Raw genomic sequence first — 13,732 nt, forward strand, 5'->3', positions numbered from 1 at the left:
AATTCGACCTATGCGGAGAGTCGCACTTGACCATGCGTCCGGCAGTGCGGACGTTTGCGAATGCTCAATAAAATCAATGCTGAAGCACTCTTCTGCGTATCTGGCACGGCTGTTGCAGACACGAATTCAGCAGTCGCGAGGCTGCTGGTCTCAAAACAACTGCCCCGGGGAGTCGAGCTTTCGATCGGGGCGCCATGGAGGACGTCATGCAGACAGCAATCGCTGCCGCCGAGCCGCGCGGCAAACTTCCCTTATACCGGCATCTTTATGTGCAGGTGCTGGCGGCGATCGCCGCCGGTGTGCTGCTCGGCCATTTCTATCCCGAAACCGGCGAGGCGATGAAGCCGTTCGGCGACGCCTTCATCAAGCTGGTCAAGATGGTGATCGCGCCGGTGATCTTCCTGACGGTGGCGACCGGTATCGCCGGCGTTTCCGACCTGCAGAAGGTCGGCCGCGTCGCCGGCAAGGCGATGATCTATTTCCTGGTGTTCTCGACGCTGGCGCTTGTCGTCGGCCTGGTCGTCTCCAATGTCGTCCAGCCCGGCGCCGGCATGCACATCAATCCGGCCACGCTCGATACCACCAAGGTGACGGCCTATGCCGAGAAGGCGCACGACACAACCATCGTCGGCTTCCTGATGAACATCATCCCTGACACCATCACCGGCGCCTTCGCGCAGGGCGACATTTTGCAGGTGCTGTTCTTCTCGGTGCTGTTCGGCGTCGCCCTGGCACTGGTCGGCGATCGCGGCCGTCCCGTCGTCGATTTCCTGCAGGCGCTGACCACGCCGATCTTCCGCCTCGTCGCCATCCTGATGAAGGCCGCACCGATCGGCGCGTTTGGCGCCATGGCCTTCACGATCGGCAAATACGGCATCGGCTCGATCGCCAATCTCGCCATGCTGATCGGCACATTCTACCTGACCGCGCTGCTGTTCGTGCTGGTGGTGCTCGGCGCGGTTGCCCGCTACAACGGCTTCTCGATCCTGGCGCTGATCCGCTACATCAAGGAAGAGCTGCTGCTGGTGCTCGGCACCTCGTCCTCGGAAGCGGCATTGCCGGGCCTCATGGCCAAGATGGAGCGCGCCGGCTGCAACCGCTCGGTGGTCGGCCTGGTCATCCCGACCGGCTATTCCTTCAACCTCGACGGCACCAACATCTATATGACGCTTGCCGCGCTGTTCATCGCGCAGGCGACCGACACGCCGCTCACCTATGGCGACCAGATCCTGCTGCTCGCCGTCGCCATGCTGAGCTCCAAGGGTGCCGCCGGCATCACCGGCGCCGGCTTCATCACCCTGGCGGCAACGCTTTCAGTCGTCCCCACCGTGCCGGTCGCCGGCATGGCGCTGATCCTCGGTGTCGACCGCTTCATGTCGGAATGCCGAGCGCTGACCAACTTCATCGGCAACGCGGTGGCGACAGTGGTGGTGGCGCGCTGGGAGGGAGAACTCGACCAGACGAAGTTTGCCGCCGCTATGGCCGGTGACTTGCCGGAGGAAGTCGACCTGTCGCAGCCGGGTTTGCAGGCCGCCTGACTGTTTAGGCCACACGACTATAAGGCCCGGAGGCGGTTCGCCGGCTCCGGGGCAAAAGCGCCGGCGGTCGCAGTATGCCGCCTGAGACGCAACCTGAAGTGACCCTGTTTTCGACGCGGGGCTTGTTCCAGCCGCATTTGAAGGCCAGTATCCGCCATGCCTTCATGGCACCGTCCGCTTCGGTCCCGACCTGATCGCGAGGCGAGACATTTCGTCGGGCTCGGTTGCGACTCACCTTGGCCGAACCGTCGGAGCTTTTGCTGCCGCCAACCCTGACCATGGCAGCAGCCTCGAAGGCAATGGCGGCCTCAATACGAAGTCGCAAAGCGAAACGTGACCCGTCTCCTGATGGAAAGCGCAGGCTTTCTCCCAGGGAACTCGTTGCGCGCCAAGAGGGCGCTTGAAGAGGGGGCAGGCCCATGAGGGCCTTTGCCGAACCAAAGCAAGATGCGAGGTCAAACGCGATGCAGCCTGTCCCGAGAATTCCGGTATCCATCATCATCCCGAATTACAACTACGCGCGTTTCCTCAAACGCAGCATCGACAGTGCCCTCGAGCAGGACTACGCGGATGTCGAAGTCATCGTCGTCGACGATGCATCGCAGGACAATTCCACGACAATCATGGAATCCTATCGCGACGAGATCCTTGCATGCCCGCGGGCGCAAAATGGCGGACACGCGGCGGCGTTCAACACCGGCTTTGCGGCGAGCTCGGGCAAGATCGTCCTGTTCCTCGACGCCGACGATTACCTTTATCCAACCGCCGTCTCCACCATTGTCGAAACCTGGGATGATGCAACCGCCCAGGTCCAGTCCAGACTGCATATCGTCGACGAGGGGCAACGCATCAAGGATGTCTTTCCGCCGCCCGAATTGCCTTTCGACAGCGGTGACGTCATGCCGAAACTCCTGCACAAGGGCCGCTATCAGACGACAGTGACCAGCGGGCTGGCCTTTGACCGCGCAACGCTCGAATCGATCATGCCGATACCGGAGCCGGAATTCCGCCAGGGCGCCGACGGCTATCTGGCAACGCTGGCGCCGATGTACGGGCATGTCCAATCGATCGACGAATGCCTCGGCGCCTACCGGATCCACGGCGCCAACCATTCAGTCTTCGGTGAAAAGCTCGCCGAGCGGGCACGCTGGCGGGTAACCCACGATTTCCGCCGCATGCAGGCGCTGTCGGACCAGGCCTCGGGGATCGGCCTGACCATCGTGCCGTCGGATGCTGTCCGCCACGATCCGGTCCACCTGGAAGAGCGGCTGGCGTCGCTCTGCGCCGACAGCGGCCGACACCCCGTGGCCGATGATTCCCGGCTGGCGCTCGGGGCGGCCGGCGCCGTCGCCAGCCTCGAAATGACCGCATCCTTGCGGCGGCGCGCCATCCTTGCCGCCTGGTTCCTGTCGGTCGGGCTGTTGCCGCGGAAAATGGCGACGGCAGTGCTGTCGTGGAAGCTCGACGCATCGTCGAGGCCGGCATTTTTGAGCCGCCTGTCCAAGACTATTCGCCACGCCATGGGATAGCGGATAATGCCGTGACATAGGTCCGCCAGGTATTCGGCTGGCCCGGCTCAGCATCCAGCGGGCGTAGCTATTGCCTCCGATTGGCTGGACCATTCTGTAAATCATTTGCTTACACCTGCTTGACCCGCGTCAGCAATATGCTTACATGTTGCATGATCAAGTCGTTCAAGCACAAGGCGCTGGCGGACCTCTTTCAAACCGGAAAGACCGGAAAGATCGACGCCAAGATGCATAAGCGCATCCTTGTCCGTCTTGACCGCTTGGAAGTCTCGGAAAGGCCTGATGACATGGACCTGCCCGGCTTCGACTTCCACGCTTTGGAGGGCTTTAACCCGACCCGCTACACGGTGCATGTCAACGGGCCGTGGTGCATCACATTCGAATTCGACGCCAATGATGCTGCCCGCGTCGATTTCGAACAGTACCATTGAGACGGCTTAGATTGGAGAATCGATTATGAGCGTGTATGAGCCGATGCGTCCGATGGAGCGCTGCCCATCCCACCCTGGGGCGCTGCTCGACGACATTATCCCGGCAACCGGAAAGACCAAGGTGGAAATCGCCAATCTGCTCGGAATCTCGCGCCAGCAGCTTTATGACATCATCCGCGAAAAGAAGCCGGTGTCGCCGGCTGTCGCTGCCCGTCTTGGAAAGATGTTCGGCGACGGCGCCGCGATCTGGCTCAGGATGCAGGCTGCCTATGATGCCTGGCATGCGGAGCGCGAGGTCGACGTCAGCGCCGTTCCAAGGTTGCATGCTGCCTGAGATGCAATAAATCCGCCGGACCACCGAGCTCTCAAAAATCGATCACGGTCCTGCCTGCCTGGACCGGTTCTCCGGTTCGACGGCGCGCTCGACCAGGACATGCGCCTCCCGCGCGGCCTCGACGAATGCGTTCCGGGCGGCTTCGGTCCAGCGGTCGTCGCTCATGGCGCGGCGGCATGTGCGCAGTGCCACCCCGTGTTTGGCGCTGCCGGTGTCACGCCAGTGGGCTTCCAGCAACGCGACAGCCTGCCGTGCGTTGGAAATGTTGCGGATATCTCCCACGATGCCGACCGCAACCGCAACCGGCTTGGCAAACCATCCTTGGTTCATGGCGGGGCCTTCGACCTGTTGAACCATCTATAACGAAAATCGTAGCCCAAGGTTTCATTCGCGCCAGTCACCACGGCGTGAGGCGGCGTCTACCGCGCCGCGCGCAGCCTGACCACGACGCTTCGCGCCACAAGCACCAGCACGGTGATGACGATCAGGATCACCGAGAGCGCTGCGATCGCCGGGTCGATGTTGTCGCGCAGGCCCATCCACATTAGCCGCGGCAGCGTGATGGCGTTGACCGAGGTGATGAACAGGGTGACGCCGATCTCTTCCCAGGACAGCACGAAGGACAGCAGTGCTGCGGTGACGATGCCGAACTTGATGTTGGGCATGATGATGCGGGTGGCGCGCTCCCACACGGTCGCGCCGAGGCCGCGGGCTGCGAGGTCGATGCGGCGGTCGAGCTGGCTAAGCGACACCAGGATCAGCACCGTGGCGAAGGGCACCGTCATCACCGCATGCGCCATGGCGACACCCAGCCAGGTGTCATAGCCGAAGAACGACGAGAACCCCGAGATCGAGGTCAGCAGGAAATAGAGCGTGATTGCCGAGACCACCGGCGGCACCACCATTGGCAGCAGCACGAAGCCGACGAGAGCGGCGGTGAAGCGCGGCTGGAACATCCAGACGCCGAGGCTGAAGCACAGTGCCAGCACCGTGGAAAAGGCGCTGCTGACTATGCCGATCCTGATCGAGAGCAGGATCGAATTGATCCAGCGCGGATCCTCGATCAGCGCCTGGTAATGGCGCAGCGACAGGTCGCCCGACGGCATCGCCAGCATGCGGCTCGGCGTCAGCGATACCGGGATGACGGCGAGCAGCGGCAACAGCAGGAATAGCGCGACCAGGGCGGCGAGGATCAGCGAGACGGGACCGGGGCGGTAGGTCGGCATCGCGCTACACCAACTGCTTCGGCCTGATATAGCGGAAAAGCAGCGCCATCAGCGCGCCGACGAATAACACCAGCACCACGCTGATCGCCGCGCCCAGGCCCCAGTCTGGGCTCTGGAAGATGCGGAGATAGATCAGCTCAGCGATCATCACGCTGCGGCCGCCGCCGAGAATCGCCGGCGTGACGAAGAAGCCGAGCGAAAAGACGAAGACGATCAGCGCCGAGCCGATGATGCCGGAGCGGGTCATCGGCACGAACACCGACCAGAAGGTGCGCATGCGGCTGGAGCCGAGGCCGCGCGCCGCCAGCAGCACACGGTCGTCGAGGCTTCGCATCGAAGAGGCCAGTGGAAACACCGCGAAGGGGATGAGGAAATGCGTCATGCCGACGATAACGCCGAACTCGTTGCGCACCAGCGCCAGCGGCTCCGAGATGAAGCCGACCGCCTGCAGCCAGGTGTTGATCAGGCCGCGATTGGACAAAAGCGCCACCCAGCCGAAGGCGCGCGTCAGCACCGAGATCCAGAACGGCACCAGGATGCAGAACTCGGCCACGACGCGCTGCACCGGCGTGCCGCGTACCCAGACAACGGTGATGGCGTAGGCGGCGGCAACCGAAACGATCGTCACGATCGCGGCGATACGCAGCGTGCGGATGAAGACCGACTGCACCAACTGATCCGTGAGCAGCGCATTGTACTGCCCCAGCCCCGGCGTGGGCAGGGTGAAGCTCCATTTAACCACGCCAAGGAATGGCCAGGCGTAGGCCAGCACAAGAAAGAGGAGCAGCGGCGCCATCAACAGCGCCGCGCCCATCCTGTCGGAGAGGTATGCTCTCATCCGGTTATCCCGGCTTGTCAGGCGGAGATGATCTTCGTGTATTCGTCGAGTGCTGCCCCGTAGTTCTTGGCGTACCAATCCATGTCGAGCGGAATCTGCTTCTTCATGTTCTCGGGATCGACCGGGTTGATGCGCTTCTTGTCGGCGGGGATCAGCGCATCGGTGGCCGGGTTGGCCGGACCCTGGCCGAGCTTGTCGAACATGATGAGTTCCTTCTCCGGGTCCTGGGTGCTGGCGATGAACTTCATCGCCGCGTCCTTGCCGCCGGGATTCCCCTTGAGCACGGCGAGCGCGCCGGGCGAGATCAGGCCCTGGTCCCAGATGAACTTGATCTTGCCGCCGGAATCCTGCTCGATGAGCGAAGCCCGGGTCGACCAGACGATCGCCATCGAGGCCTCGCCATTGAGCAGCACGCTCTGGCTTTCGGCGCCGCCGCCCCAATAGGCGACGACGTTTTCCTTGAAGGCAGCGATCTTGTCATGCGCGCGCTTGAGGTCGAGCGGGTAGAGCGAGGCCGGCGCGATGCCGTCGGCGAGCAGTGCCGCTTCCCAGCTCGACACGCCCCATTTGTAGAGCGAGCGCTTGCCGGGGAATTTTGCCACGTCGAAGAAGTCGGCCATGCCGGTCGGTGCCTGGCTGCCGTATTTCTCGGCATCGTAGGCGATGACGTAGGAGAAGAAATAGGTCGAGGCAGCGTACTCCCAGCCGAATCCCGGCCGCATCTTCTTCTTGTCGACGACCGCATAGTCGATCGGCTCGAGCATACCTTGGGCGCCGAGTGTGATGGCCGAGAACGGATCGACGTCGACCAGGTCCCAGGTCGGCGCGCCGCTCTTGAACTGCGCTGCGATTGCGCCTTCGGTCGGGCCGGAACCGTCCATCTTGACGGTGATGCCGGTCTCCTTGGTGAAGGCCTGGCCGTAAGCGGCGTCATAGGCGGTAATGGCGTCGCCGCCCCAGTTGACCAGCACCAGTTCCTTAGCCGCGGCAAAGGCGCCGGTCGAGCGCAGCAGCATCGGCGTGCCGGCCAGCACCAGTGCGGCCAGCTGCGTGAACTGCCGGCGCGAGATCTCGCCGCGCACTGCCCTGGCGGACAGCGCCTCGATGGAATTTTTCTTGGTTTGGTTTGTCATGTCAGTTCCCCTTTTTTGTCGTTGGTATTTCCTGAATGTCAGCTTGGCGAATTCGCCACGCCGATCGTCATTGCTCTCCATCCGGAAGGAGGAAGCCTTTCTCCGCGGGCCAGGTCAGCCAGACGGAATTGCCCTTGCTGAGGGCAGAGGCGGCGACCTCGTTCGGCACCGAGACCGTCACCTTGGCGCCTTGGCGCGTCGTCAGATCGAGCCGCGTTGCAGCGCCGAGATAGGTCGAGGCGACGGCAGTCGCGGCAATGCCGTTCTCGCCTGCCGCGGCTTCGCGGGCGATCGACATGTATTCCGGCCGGATCGCCAGGATGGCATCGCCACGGACCTTCTCTGCCCTGCAGCGCATGCTGATCGCGCGGTCTTCGCAGAGGCCCGTCGAGCCATTGTCGGCCGGGCGCACGCCCTTCAGCGGCAGCATGTTGATCTCGCCCAGGAACTCGGCGACGAAGCGGTTGTCCGGCCGGTCGTAGACCTCGTCCGGCGCGCCGACCTGCAGCAATTTGCCATGGTTGAAGATGGCGACGCGAGATGACAACGCCAGCGCCTCGCTCTGGTCATGGGTGACGAAGACGAAGGTGGTGCCAGTCTCCTGGTGCAACCGCTTCATCTCGGCCTGCATCTGGCCGCGCAGGCCCTTGTCGAGTGCCGAAAACGGCTCATCGAGCAAAAGTACGCCCGGCTCGAACACCAGCGCCCGCGCCAGCGCCACGCGTTGCTGCTGGCCGCCGGACAATTGCGACGGCAGTTTCTTCTCGTGGCCCTTGAGCCCGACGCGCTCGATCATTTCGCCGACGCGGCGTTTGATCTCGGCCGCCGGTTTCTTGCGCACCTTGAGCGGGAAGGCGATGTTGGCCTCGACGCTCATATGCGGGAACAGCGCATAGCCCTGGAACACCATGCCGGCGGCACGCTGCTCGGCCGGCCGCTCGGTGATGTCGACGCCGTCGCTGTAAAGGCGGCCGTCGGTCGGCTGAATGAAGCCGGCAAGGATCATCAGGAAGGTGGTCTTGCCGGAACCGGAGGGGCCGAGCAAGGTGAGGAACTCGCCACGGCCGATATCGAGCGTCAGATCGTCCAGCGCACGGAACGAGCCGAAGCTCTTGCCGATCCCGATTGCCTTGATCTCTGCGGCCCGGCCGGGTTGCTGCATCCTGCCCTTTCCTTAGCGTAGGCGAAATCGTAGGCAGGGCGGCGGCTCACCGCAACCGAATAGTTTTCGCCTGATCGGCAAATTTGATTCATCTATGCGCCAATCTCCCCCCTCGAGGGGGAAATGTCGCCGAAGGCGACAGAGGGGGTCGCTTCGCTTGAAGTGCCAACCTCCTCTGCAGCAGCAGGCCGAGCCCAGTTGGACCGACCCCCTCTGGCCGCTTCGCGGCCATCTCCCCCTCGAGGGGGGAGATTAACGCTGGTTCTCCGACAGCTTCGACCTCAGCCACCGCCCAAACGCCTCCAGCACCGGATGCGCCGCCTTGGCGTGCTCGGAAACCAGAAAATACGAGCGCGGTGAATTGATCGCTATGTCGAAGGGGCGGACCAGCCGGCCTTCGCTCAGTGCCCGGCCGCTGGTCAGCTCGTCGCCCATAGCGATGCCTTGGCCGGCGATCGCCGCCGAAAAGACCAGGTTCATGTCGGAAAAGAAGATGCCGCCTTCCGGGTCGGGGTTCTCGACCTTGGACAGCGCCAGCCAGCGCGCCCAGTCCTCGGTGTCACCGAGATGCAGGAGATTGGCGCGCAGCACGTCTGCCGGCTTGGAGAAGCCGCCGATCTTGTTGAGCAGCGTCGGGCTGCACAGCGGCGTAAAGGAGATCCCGCACAACAGCTCGACCGCGCGGTTCGGCCAATTGCCGACGCCGAAGGCGATGAAGGCATCGGCCTCGGCATTGCTGACGTCGTCGAGACGGCGCGGCGTCAGGATGCGCAGCGCGACATCGGGGTACATCTGCCGGAACTCGCCGATATGGGTGCACAGGAACAGCGAGGCGAAACCCGGCGTACAACTGACGCTGAACGAGCCGCCGATGCCGGTGCCGGCATGGCGCGTCACCGCGTCGCCCAGCACCGTCAGCGCCTTGCGCACGTCGCTGGCATAGCGCTGGCCGCGCGGCGTCAGTGCCACGCCCTTGCCGATGCGCTCGAGCAGGTCGAAGCCGAGATCGCGTTCGAGCAGGCGAAGCTGATGGCTGACTGCGCTGCGGGTCAGATGCAGTTCGTCGGCGGCGCGCCAGACGCTGCCGTGGCGGGCAAAACTGTCGAGGGCGCGCAGCGCCTGCGTCGAGGGAATTCTCAAGAGGTGAACCGAATTTGCATGAGCCGGAAAAACATATCACTTTTTGGCGAGGCGCTTCACTGCTTTCTTTGACGGATGAAGATACCGGTGACCTCCGCGCAAGCGACCACGCTTGCCTGTCTGGACGACATCCAGCCGTCGCTGTCGGCGTGGACGCGGACGATCTTCGATTTCGGCGAGACCGCCTGGCGCGAATACCAGTCGGCGGCCTGGTATGTGGAGCAGTTGAAGCACGAAGGGTTTTCGGTCGAGGAAGGATCGGGCGGCATGCCGACCGCCTTCTGCGCCCACTGGACCAACGGGACCGGCCCGACCATCGGCATGTATGCCGAGTACGACGCGGTGCCTGGCAATTGCCAGGATGCGGCGACGGTGAAGCGACCGCGCCCTGGCCTCGGCGAACAGGCCGGCGGCCACACCGATCCGCATTCCGGCCTCGGCATTGCCAGCCTCGGCGGGCTGCTGGCGACCAAGGCGGCGATGGAACGCCACGGCATATCAGGCACGCTGCGCTTCACCGGCGAGCCGGCGGAGAAGGTGCGCGGGTCGAAGCCGATCCATGCCGCGAAGGGCTATTACGATGGGCTGGCGGGCATGGTCTCCTTCCATCCTTTTTATATGCTGCCGCTCTGCAATACCGCGCGCTGGGACACGCATTGCGGTGCGGCCTATGCGATGATCTACCGCTTTGTGTGCGACGAACCCGAAAATTGGGTTCGCGCAAGCGATGCAGCACCCATCCCGCAGGCGCATTCGGCGGTCAGGGCGCCCGGCGCTAACGACGCGCTGATGATGATGTATATGGCCTCCAAGGCGCTGCGCGATTCCATGCTGCCGCATCAGGGCGGCTGGTCGATCAGCGAGGCGATCCTGACGGCGGGCCAGGCGACCGCCGACAATCTGCCGGCCGGGCTGGCCGAGATCCAATACATGATCCGCGTGCCGACGCTGGCGATGGCCGAGCAGGTCACCGCCATGCTCGACCGCAATGCGGAAGCCGCAGCCAAGATGAGCGGCTGCCGCCATGAGCGGCACTGGGTGTCGAAGTCGCGGCCGGGGCTGGCCAACCATGCCATGGCAAGTATCGCCTATGAAGCGCTGTCGACAGTTGGGCCGCCGCGTTGGGACGAGGCGGCCAAGGCGATCGCCCGCGAGATCCAGGTCAATGCCGGCGGGGCGGCGACCGACGAGCCGTTCATCGCCGAGCTGGAGCAGCTCATTGCGCCGCAGGATGCAGAGGCGATCCTGCGCCGCGACCTGCCGCCGTCGCAGCTCAATTCGACCTCCGACGATTACACCGACATGTCGTGGCACACGCCGACGGCACGATTCTACGTCGCCCGGCCGGCGCTGCGATCCGAGAACGGCCACGCGTTTCCGTCCTGGGCGATGAATGCGCTGGGCGGCATTTCTGCCACCATCGATCCGATGGTCATCTGCGCCGCAAAGACGGTCGCGCTGGCAGCACTTCGCCTGTTGGAAGACGAGGCTGCGCGCGACGCTGCGATGGATGAATTCGTCACCCGCACCGGCGGCGGCATCGGTGGCTCGAACTGGATCGCGCCGCTCTGCGACTACGATCCGCCAATCGGATTTCGCTGGCCGGAATACATCACCACCCCGCGCGGACGGGATTGGTGGATACCAGGCAACCAAGCCGCATGATCAACCAAGCCGCCCTTCACGAGGAGAAACCCCATGACCGTCCATGACCGCATCGTCACCGAGCCGTTTTCGCTGCAGCGCCGCAACCCGGCCGGCGGAACCAAGCCGCTGACCGCCTGGGGCTTCGCCAACGAGACCGACGTGCTGACCGACGTGCTGCTCGGCTCGCCGAATTTCCTGCGCCATCTCTCGACCAGCTCGCTGTCGCGCAAGCATCTGCGCGAAGCGCCATGCAACGTCCAGATCGCGCAAGCGCAGCACAAGGATCTGGTCGCCGCCTATGAGCATTTCGGTGTCAACATCCACTGGCACGAGCCGACGCCGGAACTGCCGATGCAGGTCTACTCGCGCGATTCCAGCGTCATGACGCCGTATGGCGCCATCATCACCGCCATGGCCCAGTGGTGGCGGCGCGGCGAGAACTACGCGGCGATCCGCACCTATGAGAAGTTCGGCATCCCGATCTACGACATGGTCACCGCGGGCACGTTCGAGGGCGGCGACTTCAACGTCATCGAGGACGGCGTCGTGCTGATCGGCTGCGGTGGCGCCCGCACGCAGGAGGAGGGCGCGCGCCAAGTGCAGGCCTGGTTCGACAAGGAGGGCTGGGAGACCCGCATCGCCTTCATCGACGAATATTATGTCCATATCGACCTGATGGTGGTGCCGATCGCTGAAAAACTGACCGCTGTCTGCCTCGCCTGCACGGAGCCGGGCATCGTCGACTGGCTGAAGGGCAAGGGCCACGAAATCATCGACGTGCCGTTCCAGGATACCATGGCGCTCGGCTGCAACTTCATGTCGCTGGGCAAGGACCGGGTGATCGCGCCGACCTCGAGCCAGACGCTGATCGGTCAGCTCAAGGCGCGCGGCTTCGAGGTGGCGGCCATCGACATGAGCGAGATCTCGAAGACCGGCGGCGGCATTCACTGCATGGCGCAGGCGCTGAAGCGCGAGCCGGCCTGAGGGGCCGGCCTTTAGCCCGGCCGCTTGCGCGAAAGCGCCATTGTCAGCACCGTCGATCCCGCCTGGCGCGCGGCGCGCGCCTACAGCACGATGAGCTTTCCCTTGCGCAGACGCCGGGCGCAACGATAGGCGAGGTCGGCGGCGACCATGTCTTCCATGGCAATGCCCATCGCCTTGTAGGTGGTGATCTGCTGATCCGAAACGCGACCCGGCGCGCGGTCGAGCAGCATGGCGCCAAGCTCGGTGCCGAAAGCCGGATCGAAGCCGGCAAGCTCGCAAGAGCCGACCGGGGTCGGTTTGAACGCATCCTTGGTTTCGACAAAAAGACTGGATTTGCCGATGAGCTCGATCGGCATTTCACCGCCGGGCGGTGCCACCCCGACCGACGAGACATGCGTGCCCGGCTGGACCCAGCCTGCGTCGATCACCGGCTGGTAGGAGTGGGTCGCCAGGCACACCACGTCGGAACTGCGCACTGCCGCCTCGAGGTCGGCGACCGCCACCACCGACGGATGCAGCCGGGCAAGCGCTGCCGCATCGTCGAAACTCTTTGAAGCGACACGGATTTCGGCAAAGTCGCGCACCAGCGGCAACAGATGCAGGTGCTGGTTGGCCTGCACGCCGGCGCCCACCACGGTCGCTATCCTGGCATCCCGGCGCGCAAGCGCGCGCACCGACAGCACGGCGGAGCCGGAGGTTCGCACTGCGGTTATGAAGGTGCCGTCCATGATGCAGACCGGCAGGCCGGACAGCGGATCGAACAGGCTGATGGTGGCAAGGTGGCTGGGCAGGTTCTTGGCCAGGTTGCCTTCGAAGACGTTGACGATCTTGACGGTCAGGTTCATGCCCTCCATCCAGGCCGGCATGGCGAGGCTGTAGCCGGCCCCGGGGATGTCGAGTTGTGGTCGGGGTGGATTGACGACCTTGCCTTGTGACAGCACCTTGAAGCCGTCTTCCAGAACATCGAGAAGCTGGCTGAGGTCGATGCATGCCATCACGTCGGCTTCGCTCAGCACCAGGATCTCGGTCGCTCCCTTGCTGATTTCCGCCGCACTCCTGCCGGCTGGGCTGAACGCTTGTTTGGTCATCCTGCACTCCTGTGGTCGTCGAAATCGGCTCACCGCGTTTGCTTAGGTGAGAGAGGGAAGCGCAGGTTATTGCGACGTTTTATGTGATGAAATACGTTGTTTTTGGCATCTCTGCGTGAAATAAGCACAAAAATCTCTGAGATAGCGTGGATTGTGGAATGGAGGATCTCGACCAGATAGACCGCAGCCTGCTCAGGCTGCTCCAGGAAGACGGCCGTCGGACGACGCTTGATCTTGCCGGGCGCGTCGGGTTGTCGCCGACCGGAACCAGCCAGCGGGTGAAGCGCCTGTTCCGCGACGGGTTCATCACCGCGGTCAGGGCCGTGCTTGATCCGCGCAAGGTCGGCCGGGGAACGCTGGTGTTCATCGAGGTCCGGCTTGACCACACGGCGCCGAATGTCTTTGACCGCTTCGCCGAAGCCGTGGCGAAAGCTCCGGAGGTTCTGGAGTGCCATATGGTGGTTGGTGGTTTCGATTATCTGGTCAAGGCGCGGATCGCCGATATGGCGGTGTTCCAGGATTTCCTGCAGCGGGTCATCCTGCCACTGCCTGGCGTGCGCGAAACGCACACTTTCGCCTCCATCGCCGATGTCAAGCCGAACGCCCTCTTGCCGGTGTGATCAGGTGGAGGGGGAACGCTATTCAGGGCGACTTGCATCGCATCTTCGCCATCTTATCGCTC

At 63.7% G+C, this 13,732-nt stretch carries 14 protein-coding genes; 7 read left to right on the top strand and 7 right to left on the bottom strand.

Annotated features, from left to right (window positions below):
* Positions 1-206: 206 nt before the first annotated feature.
* From NKI16_RS18325 to NKI16_RS18340, 4 genes are all read left to right on the top strand, one after another.
* Entirely contained in the window at positions 207-1,538 is a 1,332-nt protein-coding gene (locus tag NKI16_RS18325) for a dicarboxylate/amino acid:cation symporter (RefSeq protein ID WP_352621394.1), read from the top strand.
* Positions 1,539-2,002: 464 nt separating this feature from the next.
* Entirely contained in the window at positions 2,003-3,067 is a 1,065-nt protein-coding gene (locus tag NKI16_RS18330) for a glycosyltransferase family 2 protein (RefSeq protein ID WP_352621392.1), read from the top strand.
* 152 nt (positions 3,068-3,219) lie between these two features.
* Complete coding sequence (locus tag NKI16_RS18335; protein WP_023677264.1) at positions 3,220-3,498, top strand: type II toxin-antitoxin system RelE/ParE family toxin; 279 nt, start codon at positions 3,220-3,222, stop codon at positions 3,496-3,498.
* Positions 3,499-3,523: 25 nt separating this feature from the next.
* Positions 3,524-3,832, top strand: a complete 309-nt coding sequence (locus NKI16_RS18340) for a HigA family addiction module antitoxin (RefSeq protein WP_023677265.1) — start codon at positions 3,524-3,526, stop codon at positions 3,830-3,832.
* 42 nt (positions 3,833-3,874) lie between these two features.
* Here NKI16_RS18340 and NKI16_RS18345 read toward each other — a convergent pair whose 3' ends face one another.
* The 6 genes from NKI16_RS18345 to NKI16_RS18370 all read right to left on the bottom strand — a co-directional run bounded on the left by NKI16_RS18345 (position 3,875) and on the right by NKI16_RS18370 (position 9,331).
* Complete coding sequence (locus NKI16_RS18345) at positions 3,875-4,162, bottom strand: DUF982 domain-containing protein (protein ID WP_031211945.1); 288 nt, start codon at positions 4,160-4,162, stop codon at positions 3,875-3,877.
* A gap of 89 nt (positions 4,163-4,251) precedes the next feature.
* Positions 4,252-5,058: an ABC transporter permease gene (locus NKI16_RS18350; RefSeq protein ID WP_023677267.1), complete on the bottom strand. Its 807-nt coding sequence runs from the start codon at positions 5,056-5,058 to the stop codon at positions 4,252-4,254.
* A gap of 4 nt (positions 5,059-5,062) precedes the next feature.
* Positions 5,063-5,896 carry an ABC transporter permease gene (locus tag NKI16_RS18355; protein WP_031194462.1) on the bottom strand — a complete coding sequence of 278 codons (834 nt, stop codon included), beginning with the start codon at positions 5,894-5,896 and terminating at the stop codon, positions 5,063-5,065.
* Positions 5,897-5,913: 17 nt separating this feature from the next.
* The gene (locus NKI16_RS18360; protein ID WP_352587178.1) at positions 5,914-7,029 is read right to left on the bottom strand and encodes an ABC transporter substrate-binding protein; all 1,116 of its coding nucleotides are present in this window, start codon (positions 7,027-7,029) and stop codon (positions 5,914-5,916) included.
* 67 nt (positions 7,030-7,096) lie between these two features.
* Positions 7,097-8,191, bottom strand: a complete 1,095-nt coding sequence (locus tag NKI16_RS18365) for an ABC transporter ATP-binding protein (protein WP_352455434.1) — start codon at positions 8,189-8,191, stop codon at positions 7,097-7,099.
* Positions 8,192-8,443: 252 nt separating this feature from the next.
* A complete protein-coding gene (locus NKI16_RS18370) occupies positions 8,444-9,331 on the bottom strand; it encodes a LysR substrate-binding domain-containing protein (RefSeq protein WP_023677271.1) in 888 nt (295 codons plus the stop codon).
* Positions 9,332-9,406: 75 nt separating this feature from the next.
* Between NKI16_RS18370 and NKI16_RS18375 the strand changes: the two genes are divergently transcribed.
* Together NKI16_RS18375 and NKI16_RS18380 are read left to right on the top strand one after the other, a co-directional pair.
* Positions 9,407-10,996: a zinc-binding metallopeptidase family protein gene (locus tag NKI16_RS18375; protein ID WP_352621389.1), complete on the top strand. Its 1,590-nt coding sequence runs from the start codon at positions 9,407-9,409 to the stop codon at positions 10,994-10,996.
* A 33-nt stretch (positions 10,997-11,029) separates the two neighbouring features.
* Positions 11,030-11,962: a dimethylarginine dimethylaminohydrolase family protein gene (locus NKI16_RS18380; protein WP_352621388.1), complete on the top strand. Its 933-nt coding sequence runs from the start codon at positions 11,030-11,032 to the stop codon at positions 11,960-11,962.
* Between the two features lie 80 nt (positions 11,963-12,042).
* On the opposite strand, the gene NKI16_RS18385 is transcribed toward NKI16_RS18380, so the two are convergent.
* Positions 12,043-13,050 (bottom strand): ornithine cyclodeaminase family protein, encoded by a 1,008-nt coding sequence (locus NKI16_RS18385; RefSeq protein WP_352621386.1) that lies wholly within the window; start codon positions 13,048-13,050, stop codon positions 12,043-12,045.
* A gap of 158 nt (positions 13,051-13,208) precedes the next feature.
* Between NKI16_RS18385 and NKI16_RS18390 the strand changes: the two genes are divergently transcribed.
* Positions 13,209-13,670: an Lrp/AsnC family transcriptional regulator gene (locus NKI16_RS18390; protein WP_352640909.1), complete on the top strand. Its 462-nt coding sequence runs from the start codon at positions 13,209-13,211 to the stop codon at positions 13,668-13,670.
* Positions 13,671-13,732 lie beyond the last annotated feature (62 nt).

This window comes from Mesorhizobium sp. M0698, from assembly GCF_040320455.1.
Classification (GTDB): domain Bacteria; phylum Pseudomonadota; class Alphaproteobacteria; order Rhizobiales; family Rhizobiaceae; genus Mesorhizobium.